Origin of the sequence: Rhizobium sp. 3T7 (assembly GCF_020166565.1) — a bacterium.
In the GTDB taxonomy this organism is placed as follows: domain Bacteria; phylum Pseudomonadota; class Alphaproteobacteria; order Rhizobiales; family Rhizobiaceae; genus Rhizobium.
Genome location: NZ_JAIQXS010000016.1, coordinates 114875 through 131747 on the forward strand (window position 1 = coordinate 114875; position 16873 = coordinate 131747).

16 protein-coding genes are annotated in these 16873 nt (G+C 60.1%); 7 read left to right on the plus strand and 9 right to left on the minus strand.

The window, feature by feature from the left end:
- The first annotated feature begins 45 nt into the window (after positions 1 to 45).
- The 3 genes from K9B32_RS20930 to K9B32_RS20940 all read left to right on the plus strand — a co-directional run bounded on the left by K9B32_RS20930 (position 46) and on the right by K9B32_RS20940 (position 3060).
- Positions 46 to 1242, plus strand: coding sequence for a D-alanyl-D-alanine carboxypeptidase family protein (locus K9B32_RS20930; protein WP_224565608.1), 1197 nt, complete (start codon positions 46 to 48; stop codon positions 1240 to 1242).
- A 116-nt stretch (positions 1243 to 1358) separates the two neighbouring features.
- Complete coding sequence (gene tmk / locus K9B32_RS20935) at positions 1359 to 2042, plus strand: dTMP kinase (RefSeq protein WP_224565610.1); 684 nt, start codon at positions 1359 to 1361, stop codon at positions 2040 to 2042.
- Positions 2035 to 3060, plus strand: coding sequence for a DNA polymerase III subunit delta' (locus K9B32_RS20940; RefSeq protein ID WP_224565612.1), 1026 nt, complete (start codon positions 2035 to 2037; stop codon positions 3058 to 3060). The genes tmk and K9B32_RS20940 overlap by 8 nt, the downstream gene beginning before the upstream one ends.
- Here the strand turns inward: K9B32_RS20940 and K9B32_RS20945 are convergent, their stop codons facing one another.
- The gene (locus K9B32_RS20945) at positions 3061 to 3861 is read right to left on the minus strand and encodes a sulfite exporter TauE/SafE family protein (RefSeq protein ID WP_224565614.1); all 801 of its coding nucleotides are present in this window, start codon (positions 3859 to 3861) and stop codon (positions 3061 to 3063) included. It abuts the gene before it with no gap.
- A gap of 237 nt (positions 3862 to 4098) precedes the next feature.
- Between K9B32_RS20945 and metG the strand changes: the two genes are divergently transcribed.
- The 3 genes from metG to K9B32_RS20960 are packed head-to-tail and all read left to right on the plus strand — an operon-like array spanning position 4099 to position 7274.
- Positions 4099 to 5649 (plus strand): methionine--tRNA ligase, encoded by a 1551-nt coding sequence (gene metG, locus K9B32_RS20950; protein WP_224565616.1) that lies wholly within the window; start codon positions 4099 to 4101, stop codon positions 5647 to 5649.
- A gap of 7 nt (positions 5650 to 5656) precedes the next feature.
- Positions 5657 to 6439: a TatD family hydrolase gene (locus K9B32_RS20955; RefSeq protein WP_224565618.1), complete on the plus strand. Its 783-nt coding sequence runs from the start codon at positions 5657 to 5659 to the stop codon at positions 6437 to 6439.
- Between the two features lie 4 nt (positions 6440 to 6443).
- Positions 6444 to 7274: an MBL fold metallo-hydrolase gene (locus K9B32_RS20960; protein ID WP_224565620.1), complete on the plus strand. Its 831-nt coding sequence runs from the start codon at positions 6444 to 6446 to the stop codon at positions 7272 to 7274.
- Between the two features lie 33 nt (positions 7275 to 7307).
- On the opposite strand, the gene atzF is transcribed toward K9B32_RS20960, so the two are convergent.
- The 8 genes from atzF to K9B32_RS21000 all read right to left on the minus strand — a co-directional run bounded on the left by atzF (position 7308) and on the right by K9B32_RS21000 (position 15718).
- On the minus strand, positions 7308 to 9137 hold the full coding sequence (atzF, locus tag K9B32_RS20965) for an allophanate hydrolase (RefSeq protein ID WP_224565622.1): 1830 nt from the start codon (positions 9135 to 9137) through the stop codon (positions 7308 to 7310).
- A complete protein-coding gene (locus tag K9B32_RS20970) occupies positions 9134 to 9487 on the minus strand; it encodes a cupin domain-containing protein (protein WP_224565624.1) in 354 nt (117 codons plus the stop codon). The genes atzF and K9B32_RS20970 overlap by 4 nt, the downstream gene beginning before the upstream one ends.
- Positions 9480 to 10148, minus strand: coding sequence for a cysteine hydrolase family protein (locus tag K9B32_RS20975; RefSeq protein WP_224565626.1), 669 nt, complete (start codon positions 10146 to 10148; stop codon positions 9480 to 9482). The genes K9B32_RS20970 and K9B32_RS20975 overlap by 8 nt, the downstream gene beginning before the upstream one ends.
- A complete protein-coding gene (locus K9B32_RS20980; RefSeq protein ID WP_224565628.1) occupies positions 10148 to 11698 on the minus strand; it encodes an ABC transporter ATP-binding protein in 1551 nt (516 codons plus the stop codon). Before K9B32_RS20980 ends, K9B32_RS20975 begins: the two co-directional genes overlap by 1 nt.
- A 40-nt stretch (positions 11699 to 11738) precedes the next feature.
- Complete coding sequence (locus K9B32_RS20985; RefSeq protein ID WP_224565630.1) at positions 11739 to 12440, minus strand: cysteine hydrolase family protein; 702 nt, start codon at positions 12438 to 12440, stop codon at positions 11739 to 11741.
- Between the two features lie 78 nt (positions 12441 to 12518).
- Positions 12519 to 13445 (minus strand): ABC transporter permease, encoded by a 927-nt coding sequence (locus K9B32_RS20990; RefSeq protein WP_224565646.1) that lies wholly within the window; start codon positions 13443 to 13445, stop codon positions 12519 to 12521.
- On the minus strand, positions 13445 to 14575 hold the full coding sequence (locus K9B32_RS20995; RefSeq protein ID WP_224565632.1) for an ABC transporter permease: 1131 nt from the start codon (positions 14573 to 14575) through the stop codon (positions 13445 to 13447). The genes K9B32_RS20990 and K9B32_RS20995 overlap by 1 nt, the downstream gene beginning before the upstream one ends.
- A gap of 18 nt (positions 14576 to 14593) precedes the next feature.
- Positions 14594 to 15718, minus strand: coding sequence for a BMP family ABC transporter substrate-binding protein (locus K9B32_RS21000; protein ID WP_224565634.1), 1125 nt, complete (start codon positions 15716 to 15718; stop codon positions 14594 to 14596).
- A gap of 323 nt (positions 15719 to 16041) precedes the next feature.
- Between K9B32_RS21000 and K9B32_RS21005 the strand changes: the two genes are divergently transcribed.
- Positions 16042 to 16719, plus strand: coding sequence for a GntR family transcriptional regulator (locus K9B32_RS21005; RefSeq protein WP_224565635.1), 678 nt, complete (start codon positions 16042 to 16044; stop codon positions 16717 to 16719).
- Positions 16720 to 16873: the final 154 nt, after the last annotated feature.

Below are 16873 nucleotides of genomic sequence, written 5' to 3' on the forward strand. Positions count from 1 at the left end.
TCCGCCGCTAGCATCTTCAAGGTCGCCCGAGCTGTGGGGTTTTCGGTGTTGAAGCGTCTCGTTCGCCTCTGTGTTTGTCTTCTGCCTTTTGCAACGGGCGCCGTTGCCGCAAGCAGTGATACCAACGCTTCCTTTGTGACCAAGGCGGCGCAAGCCTACATGATCGAGGCATCGACCGGCACTGTGCTTCTTGCCAAGAACGAGAATCAGACCTTCTCGCCGGCCTCACTCGCGAAGCTGATGACGGTGGACCTCGTCTTCGATGCGCTCGCGAAGAACCAGATTACCCTCGATACGCAATATTCCGTTTCGGAATATGCCTGGCGAACTGGCGGCGCGCCATCGCGCACGGCAACGATGTTTGCCGCACTCAAATCGAGTGTCCGCGTCGAGGATCTCATCAAGGGCGCTGCCATTCAGGGCGCCAATGACAGCTGCATCATTCTTGCAGAAGGGATGAGCGGTGGCGAGCCGGCCTTTGCGGAGGCCATGACACGGCGTGCCAGAACGCTCGGAATGGTACGGTCTATCTTCGGGAACTCGACCGGACTTCCGGACGGCAAGAGCATGACGACCGCGCTCGACATGGTGACGCTGGCCGCAGAACTGCAAAAGTCCTATCCGAACCTCTATTCGTATTTTTCTCAGCCCGATTTCGAATGGAACAGGATCTTCCAGCGTAACCGCAACCCGCTGCTCGGTGTCAGCATGGGCGTTGACGGTCTCGCCATCGGGTTTGCCGAGGGAGAAGGGTATTCGATCGTTGCTTCGGCAGAGCGCGACGGCAGGCGGCTGTTCATGGCACTGGGCGGCATCGCCTCCGATAAGGAGCGCACTGAAGAAGCCAAAAGAGTGCTCGAATGGGGGCTGACTGCGTTCGAAAGCCGCCAGATTTTTGCCGATGCCGAAGTGATCGGCCAGGCCAGTGTCTATGGTGGAACCTCGCGCAGCGTCGACCTCGTCGCAAAGACGCCTGTGAGTGTCTATATACCGATCAGCAATCCCGAGCGGCTGTCGGCGCGCATTGTTTATCGTTGGCCGTTGATGGCTCCGGTGGCGGCCGGTCATGAAATAGGGACGCTGCGCATCTTTGCGGCTGGCCGCCTGTTGCGTGAGGTGCCGCTCTATACGAAGGAGACCGTGGCGGTCGGCTCTTTGAGCAGCCGCGCCGTCGATGCTTTGATGGAGCTCGCCGAAACGTTGCTGTTCTCCTGGCTGTGGGATAAGCCCGAACCCACGTGATCGCCATATTCGCCGTTCAGGGTGAGAGTTGTCGTCGGGGCGGTTTCACTTTTCGCCGCCTTCCGCTAGATGTACGGCAGTGGTGCGGGCGAGCGCCGTAATGCAGGAAGTAGTCATTGCCATCCGGTTCTGGATTGTTCGTAACGTTTGAAGGCGGGGAGGGCGCGGGAAAGTCGACGCAGATCCGTCGCCTCGCCGAGGCTCTTCGTGGTCGAGGCTACGACGTGCTGTTGACACGAGAGCCGGGTGGCTCGCCAGGCGCGGAAGCCGTGCGTCATGTGCTTCTGTCGGGTGCTGCCGAAGCCTTCGGAACACGAATGGAGGCAATCCTTTTTGCAGCAGCGCGCAATGATCACGTTGAGGAAGTCATCCGACCGGCTCTAATGAGCGGAAAGGTGGTCCTTTGCGATCGTTTCATGGATTCATCCCGCGTCTATCAGGGCGTGACCGGAAATCTGGAATCGGAATTCATCGAGGCTCTGCAGCGCGTGGCCGTCAACGGCATCGTCCCGGATTGCACGCTGATCCTCGATCTGCCGGCGCGGGCTGGTCTGGAGCGTGCCCGGAGGCGAGGTGCGGCCGGCGATGTGAGCCCCGATCGCTTCGAGAAGGAAGAGCTGGAAACCCACGAGAAGCGCCGGGAAGCCTTTCTAGACATAGCTGCTTGGGAGCCTGGCCGTTGCCACGTCATTGATGCGATGCAGACCGAAGAGGCCATCGCAGCGGAGATTGTCGAGATCGTCTGGCAGCGTTTGTCGCATCCGGCTGCGGCGAAGGTAGCGGAAGCAGCACATGAGTGATGAACGGCCGGGATTGCTCGACGGCGCCATTTGGCCAGCCGAGAACATGAAGCTATTTGGTCATGAAGACGCCGAGGCATTCCTCGCGCAGTCATACCAGTCGGGCAAAGGCCACCACGCGATTCTAATCGAGGGGCCACCGGGCATCGGCAAGGCAACGCTGGCGTTCCGGTTTGCAAATCATGTGCTGACTCATCCTGATCCTGCCAGTGCGCCGGAGCTGATGGGCGATCCCGATCCGGCCTCGTCTGTCAGTCGCCAGATTGCCTCTGGCGCGTCGCATAACCTTCTTCACCTGGCACGGCCCGTTGATGAGAAGACGGGCAAGGTCAAATCTGCCATCACGGTCGATGAGGTCAGGCGGGCAGGGCGCTTCTTCTCACAGACGTCGGGCACCGGCAATTGGCGGATCGTCATCATCGATCCTGCTGATGACATGAACCGCAATGCCGCGAATGCGATCCTGAAAATTCTCGAGGAGCCGCCGAAGCGTGCATTGTTCCTGCTGATCTCGCATGCGCCGGGGAAACTGCTGCCAACAATTCGCTCGCGCTGCCTGCCGCTGAAGCTTGCGCCGCTTGAAGACAGCACCCTCGGTGCGGCGCTCGCACATCTCGGTATCGAGGCCGCCGATCGCGACCTTCTTGCGGCCGCGAACGGCAGCGTCGGAGAGGCGCTGAAGCTGGTGAACTATGGCGGCGCCGAGATCATCGCCGCCTACAACGAGGTTCTGCAAGCGCAGAGAGCATCAGCCCGCCGCGCGATGCACCGGCTAGCGGATGCGCTTTCCGGCAAGGACAGTGACACGATCTTTGAATTCTTCACCAGCCATGTCGGCGAAGATCTGATGCGCAAGGCACGGGCCGCAGCGATTGCAGGGCAGGTTGCGGCCGCCGAGCGGCTGGCCCGCCTACATTCCGACATCGGCGAGCGGCTGACGGTTTCGGATGCCTACAATCTGGATCGCAAGCAAACGATCCTCAGCATCCTCGGAGACATCAAACAAGCTGGTCCTTGATCAGGTCGCGAACAGCTTCCACGCGACGACGGCAAGCGTCAGCGCCAGCACGATGCGGATTGTCCGTTCATCGAGCTTCGGTGCAATCAGGCTGCCGGCGATGATCCCAGGGATAGAGCCCACCAGAAGTGCAAAAAGCATTCCCCAGTCGATCTCGCCGATCATCCAGTAGCCCATACCACCGATCAGCGTCAGCGGAACGGCGTGGACGATGTCCGAGCCGACGATCTCACGAACATCAAGGCGCGGGTAAAGCACGAGCAGCACGGTCACGCCGAGCGCTCCTGCGCCCACCGACGTCAGGGTCACGAGGATCCCGAGCACCAGGCCAAGCACGGTCGTCCAGATGGCGATCGTGATCGGCTTGGGCGGAGAGCGCTCTCCAATGGAGCGAAGCGCAAGTGCTAGGACCTGCTTGCGAAAGACCAGCATGAATGCGGTCATGACAAGCAGCCAGCCAAGGGCTGTCGTGATCGTGTGGGCGACGTCGACGCTCTTGCGGTCGACACCTGCCATGACCCAGAGCATCAGCAGGGCGGCCGGAACGCTACCGGCGGCAAGACAGCCGACAACGCGCCAGTTCACTCTGCCGTGCATGCCGTGGACTGCCGTTCCGGCCGTCTTGGTAACAGCGGCGTAAAGCAGATCAGTTCCGACGGCTGTGGCTGGATGAATGCCGAAAACAAGCACCAGCAAGGGCGTCATCAGTGATCCGCCGCCGACGCCTGTAATGCCGACAAGAGCGCCGACGAGAAGCCCCGAGAGGGAATAGAGGGGATCGAAATTGGAAAGGACGGTCAAACAGCTGACCTCGAGCCTGCGCGTGAAATGATGCCGCCGAGTGATGGAGATGTCACGTTGCTGATGCCCCGCCTTTGAGTTTTCTTTGGGTAGAATGCGCCTAAAATCGAGTCAAGTGCAGCACGCCCGCGATTGCCAAATCGCCGATGCTTTCAAAACTTGGTGTTTCGCTTCGCCATGACATGCGCTAAGAGCGGCTGACAAATTTTATAGAGTAGCCGGACAAGAATGGCCGCCATGACAGACAAGACACCCTTCTACATTACCACCGCGATTTCCTACCCGAACGGCAAGCCGCATATCGGCCATGCCTACGAGCTGATCGCGACGGATGCCATGGCGCGCTACCAGCGCCTCGACGGCAAGGATGTCTTTTTTCTGACCGGCACCGACGAGCATGGCCAGAAGATGCAGCAGACGGCGCGCGCCGAAGGCATCTCGGCGCAGGAGCTTGCCGATCGCAACTCCGGCGAATTCGAGTCGATGGCGAAACTTCTTAACGCATCGAATGACGATTTCATTCGTACGACGCAGGAGCGTCACCACCAGACATCCCAGAACATCTGGAATCTGATGGCCGACAATGGCGACATCTACAAGGATTCCTATGCCGGCTGGTACTCGGTGCGCGACGAGGCCTACTATCAGGAAAACGAGACCGAGCTGCGCGCCGACGGCGTGCGCTACGGTCCGCAAGGCACGCCTGTCGAATGGGTGGAAGAGGCGAGCTACTTCTTCAAGCTCTCTGAATACCAGGACAAGCTGCTGGCGCACTACGAAGCCAATCCGGATTTCATCGGGCCGGCCGAGCGTCGTAACGAGGTGATCTCGTTCGTCAAGTCAGGGCTCAAGGATCTCTCGGTCTCGCGCACGACGTTCGATTGGGGCATCAAGGTACCGAACGATCCTGCCCATGTGATGTATGTCTGGGTCGACGCCCTGACGAACTACCTTACCGCTACCGGCTATATCGAAGATCGGAGCGGCCCTCGAGCCAAGTACTGGCCGGCGGATGTGCACATCATCGGCAAGGACATCATTCGCTTCCATGCGGTCTATTGGCCGGCCTTCCTGATGTCCGCGAAGCTGCCGCTGCCGAAGCGCGTCTTCGCGCATGGCTTCTTGCTCAACAAAGGCGAGAAGATGTCGAAATCGCTCGGCAACGTCGTCGATCCGGTCAATCTCGTGAACCATTTCGGCCTTGATCAGGTGCGCTACTTCTTCCTGCGCGAAGTCTCCTTCGGCCAGGACGGCAGCTACAGCGAAGAGGCGATCGGCACTCGCATCAATTCCGACCTAGCCAACGGGATCGGCAACCTTGCCAGCCGTTCGCTGTCGATGATTGTCAAGAACTGCGACGGCAAGATTCCGGAATGTGGTCCGCTGACGGACGAGGACAAAGCCATGCTGGCGCAGGCCGACGCGCTGCTCGCGTCGACGCGTGACGACATGGGCAAGCAACTCATTCATCGTGCGGTGGCCTCGATCATAGCGGTCGTTTCCGAGACCGATCGCTATTTCGCAGGCCAAGAACCCTGGGCGCTGAAGAAGACCGATCCGGCGCGCATGGGCACCGTGCTTTATGTCACGGCCGAGGTCGTGCGCCAGATCGCCATCCTGCTGCAGCCCTTTATGCCGGAATCGGCCGGCAAGCTGCTCGATCTCGTGGCTGCTCCCGCCGAAAAGCGCGACTTCGCAGCGCTGGGCGAGGCCGCTCGTCTGGTTTCCGGCACGCCGCTCGAAGCGCCGAAGCCGGTCTTCCCGCGCTACGTCGCGCCGGAAGCGTGAGGATGTCATGCTGATCGATACGCATTGCCATCTGGATTTTGCCGACTTCGAGGAGGAGCGCGACGAGATCGTCAAGCGCGCACACGACGCCGGCGTCAAGCAGATGGTGACGATCTCGACGCGCGTGCGCAAGCTCGACGGGCTGCTCGCGATCACCGAGAAATATCCGTCCGTTTTCTGTTCCGTCGGCACCCATCCGAACAATGCCGGCGATGAGCTCGACATCCAGACGGACGATCTCGTGCGGCTGGCCAATGCCCACGAGAAGATCGTCGCGATCGGCGAGGCCGGTCTCGACTACTTCTACGACACGCAGAAGCCGGAAGACCAGCAGACCGGATTGCGGCGCCATATCGATGCGTCGCGTGAGACACAGCTGCCGCTCGTGATCCATAGCCGCAGCGCCGACGTAGACATGGCGGCGATCCTGACCGAGGAAACAGGCAGGGGCGCGTTCCCCTTCATCCTTCATTGCTTCTCGTCGGGCGCAGAACTCGCAAGGGTCGGCGTTGAACTCGGCGGCTACGTCTCCTTTTCCGGCATCCTGACCTTCCCCAAGTCGGAGGAGCTTCGCGGCATCGCCAAGACGGTCCCGCACGATCGCCTGCTTGTCGAGACGGATGCGCCCTACCTCGCGCCGAAGCGCTGGCGCGGCAAGCGCAATGAACCGTCCTATGTTGTGAACACAGCCGAGGTTCTGGCCGAGACTCTCGGCCTCAGCTATGCCGAGATGGCACGGATCACGACGGAAAACGCATTCCGCATTTTCTCAAAGATGCCGAGGATCTGACAGCGTGGGCTACAGACGGCGTTTCACCATTCTCGGCTGTTCGTCGTCGCCCGGCGTTCCACGCATCACCGGCGACTGGGGTGCATGCGATCCGGCCAATCCCAGGAACCGGCGTACGCGTGCTGCCTTCATGGTGCAGCAATTTGATGACAACGGTGGCGCTACGACGGTCGTTGTCGACACCGGACCGGACTTTCGCGAGCAGATGATCGCGGCCCGCGTCACGCACATTGACGCGGTTCTCTATACGCATCCGCATGCAGACCACATTCATGGTCTCGACGACCTGCGCGGCTATTTCTATGGATCGCAACAACGCGTCCCTATCCATGCCACCAGGGAGACGATGGATCGCATTCGCCAAGGATTCGGCTATTGCATGGAGACGCCGCCCGGCAGCAACTATCCGCCGATCGTCGAAACCAAGATCATTGAAAGCATTGATGTGCCGCTGCGAATTGCCGGCGCCGGAGGCACGATTTCATTCCACCCCCATACACAGCAGCATGGGGATATAACGTCCCTCGGATTCCGCATTGGTGGCGTCGCTTATTGCAGCGATATCAGTGACTTCCCTCCGGAAACTGTAACAAAACTTCAGGATCTCGATGTCCTGATCATCGACGCGCTGCAATACCGGTATCATCCCAGCCACCTGTCGCTGGAACAATCTCTGGATTGGATCGATCGTCTGAAGCCGAAGCGGGCAATCCTGACCCATATGCATACCCCGCTGGACTACGATACTGTTATGGCCGAGACGCCGGACCATGTCGTACCGGCCTATGATCAAATGAGCTTCGATATCGAGTTGGCGGAGCTGGAAACCGCCTGACGAGCCATCAGGCGCCTGAGGTTTGCGCGCAGATCAGCCCGCGCTTCGCACTCTCTGCTCGGCCTGCGCAGCCACATAGTTGCGCCAACCGCCATAGTCGGTGATATCGGTCGCCCCGGTGATCGCTGCTGGCTCCACAAGAAAGCCTTTCACCACGGCTCCGTTAGACAAAGTGATCGAACCGATTCCGAGAGGCGAGGGTATCGCAGCCACGAATTGCCCAAAGGCAGCAGGCGTCAACCGCCAGACTTCCACATCAATGCGGCCACCTCTGCCGGGCTCGACGCGGATCATCCCGGGCTTTGCGGGCACCTGGCCGGCAAGCGCATAGAGCCGGTAGGCATCCGATGTCTGCGCCTCCCGCGAAAACACAGCGTCGAGGTCACGCAGTTGGACATTCAGCTGCATGCCGGATAGATGCGCACCGACGACAACAAGATCGATCATCTCGCTCTGGGCATTGGTCGTCGGTTTCGGCGGCGCGGAGGGTAGGGACCAGCCTGTGGCGCCCAGCCTCACACCGGCGGCCTGGTGGATCTCTCGTGCAAGAGCCGCCGTCAAGCTATCCCGGCCCGAGAGCGCCAGGAGCGTTACGCTTGCCGGCAGGCCATCGGCACGTTTGCCTGTCGGCACGGCGATACCGCACATATCGAGTAGATTGACGAAATTGGTGTAGGTCCCAAGCCGTGAATTCTCGCGGATCGGGTCGGCGGCGAGGTCGGCCAGCGTGTAGTGGCTTGGCGCTGTCGGAACGCAGAGAAGATCGACGGAGTCGATGATTGGTTGCACGGTCTTCTTCAAAGCCTGAAGGGCGTAGAGACCGTTGAAGGCATCGGCAGCGCTGAGTGTTCTAGCGGCGCCATAGATCTTGCGCGTGACCGGATGGAAGCTTGTTTCGTTGGCATCGAAGAAGGCCTTCACGCCAGCATAGCGTTCAGCTACCCAGGCACCTTCGTAGAGAAGATTGGCGACCTTGTAGAAATTCTCGAACGGCACCTCGACGAGGCGATGGCCGAGCGTTGCCAGCAGCTCGAGCGCGTTTTCGTACGAAGCTTCCATGACGGCGTCGCCAAAGAACTGGCGGTCGGCTTTTGCGGGAGTTCCGATGGTCAGGACCGGCGGAAGCAAGCCATAGCCGGCGGCAGGGATGTCCTTCGAATAAGCATCCGCCACATCGTAACGGGCGACGGTGCCAAAGACACGCCAGGCATCATCGACGGTCAGGGCAAAGATGGACACGCAGTCGAGCGTGCGGCAGGCAGGTATGACACCCATTGTCGAAAGGGCGCCGACACTCGGCTTGAGGCCGACGATGTTGTTGAGCCCCGCCGGGACGCGGCCGGAGCCGGCGGTATCCGTTCCCAGTGCGAAGCTGACGATGCCCTGCGCGGTGGCGACAGCCGAGCCGGAGCTGGAGCCGCCTGGAACGAGGTTGGCGTCGATGGCGTTGCGAGGGATCGGGTAGGGCGATCGGACACCCACCAGTCCGGTCGCGAACTGATCGAGATTGGTCTTGCCGATGACGAGCGCACCGGCTTCCTTCAACAAGCGAACGACGGTTGCATCAACTGTCGGCAGATAAGAATAGTCCGGGCAGGCGGCAGTCGTCGGCATGCCGGCAACATCGATGTTGTCCTTGACAGCGAAGGGGATACCCCAAAGCGGCTTGGCCTCGGCGTCAAACGCACCCAGTGCATCCGCCTCGGCAAGCAGTGCCTCACGATCTGCGAGGTGAAGAAAGATGCCCGGATCGTTGACCTCGGCCAGCCGTGCGAACACCTTGTCGATGATCCTGTGGGCGGTTCCGCCCCCAGCGTAGTATGCGTGCAGCGATGCGATATCGAAAGCCGGTGCGCTGGTCATGCTATTTCCTCTTCCAGAATCTTCACGGGCCGATCCCATTGGATCAGCACGACGCAGCCGGTGTCACTCCACACGGAGTGTTCTGTCCCGGCCGCATTGACGATGTAACTGCCGCGCCCATAGTCGCCGGCCTCATCCGACTGAGTGCCCTCCAGGACCAGGATGGTCTCGAGCCCCTCATGGCGATGCCGTGGCACAGACGCACCAGCCTCGTATTTCAAAAGGGCGATGCCCGGTTGATCGCTTTCGAAAGGGCGGATCCAATGGATAGTGACGTCGTCACGAAATGGGGAGAAAGGCAGGTCTTTCCAACCGCCTAGGGTCAGGAGTTCACGTGTCGTCTCAGGCATGGCCGATTACCTCCAATATGTCGTCCACATGTGCAGTCCAGCCGACGATCGCGCCCTGGGCGCGGATCATGGAGATGGCGGCTTCCTTGAATTCGGGAAAATAGCTCTCGGTCGCTTCTTCGGCGAGGAGGCACTCGTATCCGCGATCATTGGCTTCGCGCATGGTCGTCTGAACGCAGACCTCGGTGGTGACGCCGGCAAATATGAGCTGGCTGATGCCCCTCGCTTTTAAGACGTCCCCGAGTTCGGTAGCGTAGAAGGCACCCTTGCCCGGTTTTTCGATCACGATCTCGCCGTCGATAGGGGCAAGCTCAGGCAGGATCGCCGTACCAGCCTCGCCGGCAATCAAGATCCGACCCATTGGTCCATCATCGCCGATCCTGAGGGTCGGCTTGCCGCGGTTGCGCTTGGCAGGCGAGAGATCGGAAAGATCCGGCTTGTGGCATTCCATGGTGTGAATGACAGGCAGGCCGGCATCACGAAATCCTTGAATCAGCCGTTTGACATCGGGAACGATCTTGGTGATGCGGCTGACATCGTTGCCGAGGCTCGCGCCGAAGCCGCCGGGCTCGGCGAAGTCGCGCTGCATGTCGATGACGATCAGTGCCAGTTGGTCGGACTTCGTCGGAAAGGCAAAAGGTTGCGCCTTGATGTCAGCCATCAGTGATGTCCTGCCATATGCGCGCCAATGACCGAAATATCAGCCGTCAGCGCCGGGGTTTCGTAGACGAACTTGCCTCCCGAGATGACCATGATCCGGTCAGACATCTCCAGCAATTCGTCCAGATCTTCAGACAGCAGCAGCACCGCCGCACCGGAGTTGCGCGCCCTCATGATGCGCGCGCGGATTTCCGCCACCGCCGAGAAGTCAAGACCAAAGCAGGGATTGGATACGATCAGAAGATCGACCTCGCCCGTCAGTTCACGCGCAAGCACGGCACGCTGCACATTGCCGCCGGACAGAGCAGCGATTGGTGATGCAGACGAGGCGGTCTTGACCTTGAAGTCGGCGATCAGGTCAGTCGCCCGCTTCTTCATTTTGGCCCTGTTGAGCCAGATTGCGTCCTTACCGTCCTGTTTCAGATCGAACGTACGGAAGGCCAAATTCTCGCTCACCGTCATGCGTGGTGCGCAGGCATTTTGCAGGGGTTCCTCCGGAATGAAGCGCACACTGTTCCTGCGCGTTTCCAGCCGGGTCGCTCCGTAGGCGTTACCGTTTACCAGCACGCTACCCACCTCGGTTGGTCGTTGACCGGCAAGAATCTCCGTCAGTTCCTTCTGCCCGTTGCCCGATATGCCGGCAATGCCGACGATCTCGCCGGAGCGGACCGTCAGGCTCTCAATCTCGATGGTCTTCAGGCCGGAGCGATCAGGCGCCCTGACCCTTTCCACCTTGAGAACAGGCTTCGCCATTTTCGATACCGGCACGCGCGTGTCGAGTTCGGCGAGCTTGACGTCGCCGATCATCGTGGAGGCCATCTCTGCCGTTGACATTTCGCCGACCTTGCCACCGCCGACCAGCTTTCCGCGCCGCAGGATAGAGACGGCGTCGGCGAACTTCGTGACCTCATGGAACTTGTGCGAAATCATCAGCACGGTCAGTTCGCCGCGTTCGGTTATGCCGCGCATGAGCCCGAGCATCTCGTCTGCCTCGGCGGGCGTCAGTACGGATGTTGGCTCATCGAGCACGAGAAAGCTGCGGCCGAGATAGAGCTGTTTGACGATTTCGAGTTTTTGCTTTTCACCGGCGGCGAGCTCGCTGACCGGACGATCGAGCGGGATCTTGAACGGCATGCGCTCCATGAAGGCTGCGAGATCCTTGCGCTCCTTGGCCCAATTGATCACGGCGGGTACGGCGGCGCGGCTGATGACGAGGTTTTCCGCACCTGTCAGCGACGGCACCAGCGTGAAGTGCTGATAGACCATGCCGAGCCCATAAGTCGCCGCATCCCTGGGGGAGGCGATTACCACTTCGCGGCCATCGACTGAGAGCGAGCCCGAGGTCTGATGGTAGAAGCCCATGATGCATTTGACGAGAGTCGACTTGCCTGCACCGTTCTCGCCGAGGAGGGCGTGGAAGGTGCCGGCCGGAATGTCGATTGAAACACGGTCAAGTGCGGTGAAGCTGCCGAACCGCATGGTCATGTCGAGTGTCTGAATACCGACGGCCTTGCCGGACTGGGGAAGAGGCGTGTCGCGTACGATGCTCACTTCAGATCTCCTTTTCGACGAAGGGCACGCAAGGATGGCATCAAGGAAGCGCCTCGATCAGGGTTGTCGAATTGGACACCGATCCGAAGACGCCGCCCTGCATCTTCACCATCTTGATGGCGGCGAGGTGATTGCCGTAGTCGGTGGCGCCGCAGCAGTCCTCGAGCAGCAGGCACTCGAAGCCGCGATCGTTCGCCTCGCGCATCGTCGTGTGAACGCAGACATCGGTCGTGATGCCGGTCAGGATGATGTTCTCGATCCGCTTCTGGTTGAGGATCAGCTCCAAATCCGTAGCGCAGAAGGACCCCTTGCCGGGCTTGTCGATGATCGTCTCTCCCTCGGTCGGCTTCAGCTCGTCGATAATGTCCCACCCTGATTCTCCACGAATGAGGATGCGGCCGCAAGGGCCGGCGTCGCCGATGCCGGCGTTGATGCGCTGGGAGCGCCAGCGCTTGTTCGCGGGCAGATCCGCGAGATCGGGGCGATGCCCTTCGCGGGTATGAATGATGTGGTAGCCCTTGGCGCGCATGGCGGCGAGCACGTTCTTGATCGGCTCGATAGGCGCCCGCACTAGCGACAGGTCATAGCCCATGTGATCGACATAGCCACCCTTGCCGCAGAAATCGGTTTGCATGTCGATGATGATGAGTGCCGTGTTGTCGGGCCTCAGTGCACCGTTGTAGGGCCAGGCATAGGGATCGGCATTGATGTAGTGTCCTTTGGCTTCGACTATCGCGTCCATCGTTTTCTCCTGTTCCCCCGCAAGCTTGAATGTTTTTCCGGCCCGTCTAATCCGCCGAGACCGTCCGTGGCAGATCATCTATTTCGCGAGCGACAACGCGCCGGGCGCTCCCGCAAGCGAGCGGGTGGGCGACGAAGTCGCGATTAGAATAACCAGTGTCAGCACGTAGGGAGTCGCGTAGAAGAGATAGTAGCCCTGGGTGACGCCGACCGATTGCAGGGCAGGGCCCAGTGCACCCGCGCCGCCGAAGAGAAGCGCCGCCAGAAAGCAGCCGATCGGATTCCAGCGTGCGAAGATCACCAGCGCCACCGCCATCAGGCCCTGCCCGGAGGAGATGCCTTCGTTCCACGAGCCCGGGTAGTAGAGCGAGAGATAGGCCCCCCCGACGGCGGCAAGCGATCCACCGACGACCGTGGCCAGCAGGCGCACGCGGTCTGGGTTGATCCCCATCGCACGTGCCGCGTCGGTACTGTCGCCGACGACGCGCAACACCAGGCCGATCCGGGTGTTTTTGAACGCCCACCACAGGAAGAGCGCAAGTACGCCGCCCAGGATGAAAAGCGCATTGATGTTCAAGGCCGCCTGAACCTGCGGAAGATCGGACCAGGCACCTAGCTGGATCGACGGCAGATGAGGCGCTGCCGGCTGGATGAAGGGCTTGCCGAGAAAGAAGGCAAGCCCGAGGCCGAATTGCATCATGGCGATGCCGATCGCGATATCATTGACCTTCGGCCACTTGCAGATCCATCCGTGCACCAGGCCAAAGACCGCACCGGTGCCCATGGCTGCAAATACACCAAGCCAGGGCGAGCCGCTGAGCACGGCGATCGCGTAGGCCGTCATGGCGCCGAAGACCAGCGTGCCTTCCAGCCCGAGATTGATGCGGCCGGAACGTTCGGTGATGGTCTCGCCGAGGCTGACGAAGATGAAAGGTGTCGACACGCGGATCGCGCCTGCGAAGATGGCGAGGGGGACGCCCCAGATGCCGATGCCGCTCGCGTCCATCATGCGCTCCTTTTCCAGAGGTCGGGATTGAAGATCTTGAAGCGGCCGTAGAAGGTCTCGCAGAAGAGGATGACGACGAAGAGCGTGCCCTGCAGCACCAGTACAGTCGCGTCAGGCAATGCCATGCGGCGCTGAATTAGCCCACCCGACGCATCGATGCCGCCAAGCAGGATGGCGACCGGAATGATCGCCAGCGGATTGTGTCGCGCCAGGAAGGCGACGAGGATGCCCGTATAGCCATAGCCCGCCGCCAGCGAGGCATTGGCGCTACCCTGGACGGCAGCGACTTCGATCATTCCGGCAAGGCCCGCGAAGCTGCCGGCGATCGCTGTGAAACCGACGATCAGGCGGCCGACAGGCAATCCCTGGATCTGTGCGGCGCGAACGTTGCCGCCGGCGATACGCGCGGCAAAGCCGTAGCTCGTCACCTCGATCAGCACCCAGGAAGCGATGCAGGCGACGACGCCGATGGCGAGCCCCCAATGCACGTCCATTCCGGGCATCTTGCCGAGCATGTACTCCGCGGGTAGGGGAGATGTCGAGGGTTTGTTCAGGCTCGCCGGATCGCGCAGCAGCCCTTCGACGAACTGGTTCATCAGAGCGATGGCGATATAGGCGAGCAGCAGAGAGGAGATCGTCTCGTTGACGCCGCGATAGTGCCGGAGGAAGCCCGCAAGGCCAATCCAGATGCCTCCGACGACCATGGCCGCTGCAGCCATGAGCAGCAGGACGAGGAGGGCAGGCAGCATCCCGATGAAGGGCAGCGCAATCGCAGCGGCGGCGACGCCGCCCAACACTACGGCGCCCTCGCCCCCGATGATGACGAGCCCCAAACGGGCCGGCAAGGCGACACACAGTGCTGTCAGAAGAAGCGGGGCGGCCCGGCTAAGGCTGTTCTGGATCGAGAACCAGCTGCCAAAGCCGCCCGTGTACATCAGTTGGAACAAGGTGGCCGGCGGTTTGCCAATCACTAGGATGAAGATGGAGAAGAGCGCCAGCCCGATCAGGATCGCGCCGAAACTAATGATAACAGGTTCCGCTCGCCGTGCCAGCCATTCGAGGATGGGTCTCAGTACGGATGATCGTTCGGAAGCGATGGAAATTGCGGCAGTGTTCGCCTCGACTGTCATGACGCTTCTCCCTCTGGCTTAGGCCGTGGATCCGACGACGCCTTCCACCAGGTAGTTCATGCTCTCGAGCTCGATGGCATCTTCGGCATAGCTCTTGTCGGCCGCGACGACGACGTTGCCCTTGTTGTCCTTGATCGGTCCCTTGAAGACGGAGAACTTGCCGGTCATCATTTCGGCTAGCGTGGCGTCGAACTTCGTCCGTCCTTCCGCGGGCACGGCAGGCCCGAGTGGGCTCATCTTGACGAATCCGTCTTTGAGGCCGCCGCGCACGAAGTTGCCGAGCTTTTCGCCGGCCTGCGCCTTCTTTACGAAGTCGGTATAGACGTTACCCCAAGCCCATTCCGCGCCGGTCAGGTATTTTTCAGGTGCCAACGGGCTCTGGTTTGCATGGTAGCCGCAGACAAAAGCGCCGCGTCCGGCAGCCGTTTCAACGACAACCTTCGGGCTGTCCACGTGGCAGGTAATCACATCCGCGCCCTGGTCGATTAGCGCGTTAGTAGCCTCAGCTTCCTTGACGGCCAGCGACCACTCGCCCGTAAAGATGACCTGGCAGGTGATTGACGGATCGACCGCGCGCGCGCCGAGCAGGAAGGCATTGATGTTCTGCAGCACCTGCGGAATGGGCTTGGCCGCGACAAAACCGATCTTCTTGCTCTTCGACGTATAGCCGGCCGCGACACCGTTCAGATATTGGCCCTGGAATATGTAGCCGAAATACGAACCGGTGTTCGCCGGGTTCTTGCTTTCCTGCCAGAGCCCGCCGCAGTGGCGAAACTGAATGTCCGGATACTTTGCCGCCATCGCCAGCATATGCGGGTCGAAATAGCCGAACGACGTCGGGAAGATCAGCGTCGCGCCGTCGAGGTTGATCATCGATTCCATCGTCTTCTGGACATCGACCGTTTCCGGGACATTTTCTTCTTCTACGACGGTCACGCCCGGCAGCGCCTTGAGCGCCGCCGCGCCTTCGGCATGCGCCTGGTTGTAGCCGTAATCGTCCTTGGGGCCGACATAGATGAAACCCACCGTCAGCGCGCTCTGGGCGAAGGCGCGGCTTGGCAGCAGGCCAGGCGTCAAAGCGAGTGCGCCGGCTGCAGAAGCCTGCAGGAAATGGCGGCGGTTCATGGAAAGGAGTTTGGTCATCGGAATGCTCCTTGCGGCAAGGGCCGGTTCGAAAACGTTGCAAGAAAGTGTATGCAATGACCATGCCAAATTATAAGACATTGGTTTTAGTGAATAAAAATAGGCGCTCATATGGGGCTGTGCAAACTGTATGCAGATTGCCGTCGTTAAATGATCAAAAAATAATCCGAGAATTATGTTTGGGCATGAATGGCCGCATTCGGATTTACAGCAATTTTCATGTTTTGTCAGGATGGACGAATAACCCACTAAAAAGGCGAAACTATTTGACTTTTCAGAATACTGGGTGAATCTGTATACAATCTAGGGAAGTCAGCGCGAACGTGAATCAGGTCAAACGCAGACAAGTGGTAAGAGCAGGCACGACCGTCGAGCAGATGGTCCGCGCGATGGCTGATATGATCGTCACGGGAGCGTTGTCGCCGGGCGAGAAACTCGATGAGGTTTCGCTTGCAGCGCGTTTCGATGTGTCACGAACGCCGGTTCGCGAAGCGTTGCGCGAGCTTGGCGCGATGGGCTTGGTCGATCGAGAACCGAACCGCAGTGCGATCGTGGCCAATGTCACGGAAGCCTATCTTCATTCGATGTTCGAGGCGATGTCGGAATTAGAAGCCATTTGCGCGCGCCTTTCGGCCGAACGAATGACCATTGATGAAAGACGGGCGCTCGAGTTTTCGCACCGCAGTTCCGCAAGGCTCGTCCATGCCGGCGCCAAGGACGAATATGCCGCGTACAATACCGAGTTTCACTCGCTGCTTTATCGCGGCGCGCACAATGATCATATCTTCGAGCTGGTGACACAGACACGCGCACGATTGGCGCCATTCCGCCGCGCGCAGTTCCGGCTGCCTGGTCGCTTGGCAAAATCCTATGACGAACACGACGTCATCGTGACGGCGATCATGCGTGGCGATGCAGCGGCAGCCGGTCAAGCGGCTTATTCCCATGTCGCCATCGTCAGCGATGCGAGCATCGTTTTCGCCACAGCAAAGGGTGAGTGACTTTCTCACTGTGCATCGGCATAGGTTCATGGCGAGCTGAAAGAGAACGTCTTTAGAAATCCAATCGGAGCGTCTTGATGAAGTTCTTCGTTTAAGGACTTCGATGGCGCATCATGTTCCATAATCTATCTTATGCGACTTATGGATCACACCG

Coding starts and splice junctions, on each gene's coding strand:
- K9B32_RS20940 (WP_224565612.1), top strand. CDS start 2,035: ATGAGTGATGAACGGCCGGGATTGCTCGACGGCGCCATTTGGCCAGCC.
- metG (WP_224565616.1), top strand. CDS start 4,099: ATGACAGACAAGACACCCTTCTACATTACCACCGCGATTTCCTACCCG.
- K9B32_RS20955 (WP_224565618.1), top strand. CDS start 5,657: ATGCTGATCGATACGCATTGCCATCTGGATTTTGCCGACTTCGAGGAG.
- atzF (WP_224565622.1), bottom strand. CDS start 9,137: ATGACCAGCGCACCGGCTTTCGATATCGCATCGCTGCACGCATACTAC.
- K9B32_RS20970 (WP_224565624.1), bottom strand. CDS start 9,487: ATGCCTGAGACGACACGTGAACTCCTGACCCTAGGCGGTTGGAAAGAC.
- K9B32_RS20975 (WP_224565626.1), bottom strand. CDS start 10,148: ATGGCTGACATCAAGGCGCAACCTTTTGCCTTTCCGACGAAGTCCGAC.
- K9B32_RS20985 (WP_224565630.1), bottom strand. CDS start 12,440: ATGGACGCGATAGTCGAAGCCAAAGGACACTACATCAATGCCGATCCC.
- K9B32_RS20990 (WP_224565646.1), bottom strand. CDS start 13,445: ATGGACGCGAGCGGCATCGGCATCTGGGGCGTCCCCCTCGCCATCTTC.
- K9B32_RS20995 (WP_224565632.1), bottom strand. CDS start 14,575: ATGACAGTCGAGGCGAACACTGCCGCAATTTCCATCGCTTCCGAACGA.
- K9B32_RS21000 (WP_224565634.1), bottom strand. CDS start 15,718: ATGACCAAACTCCTTTCCATGAACCGCCGCCATTTCCTGCAGGCTTCT.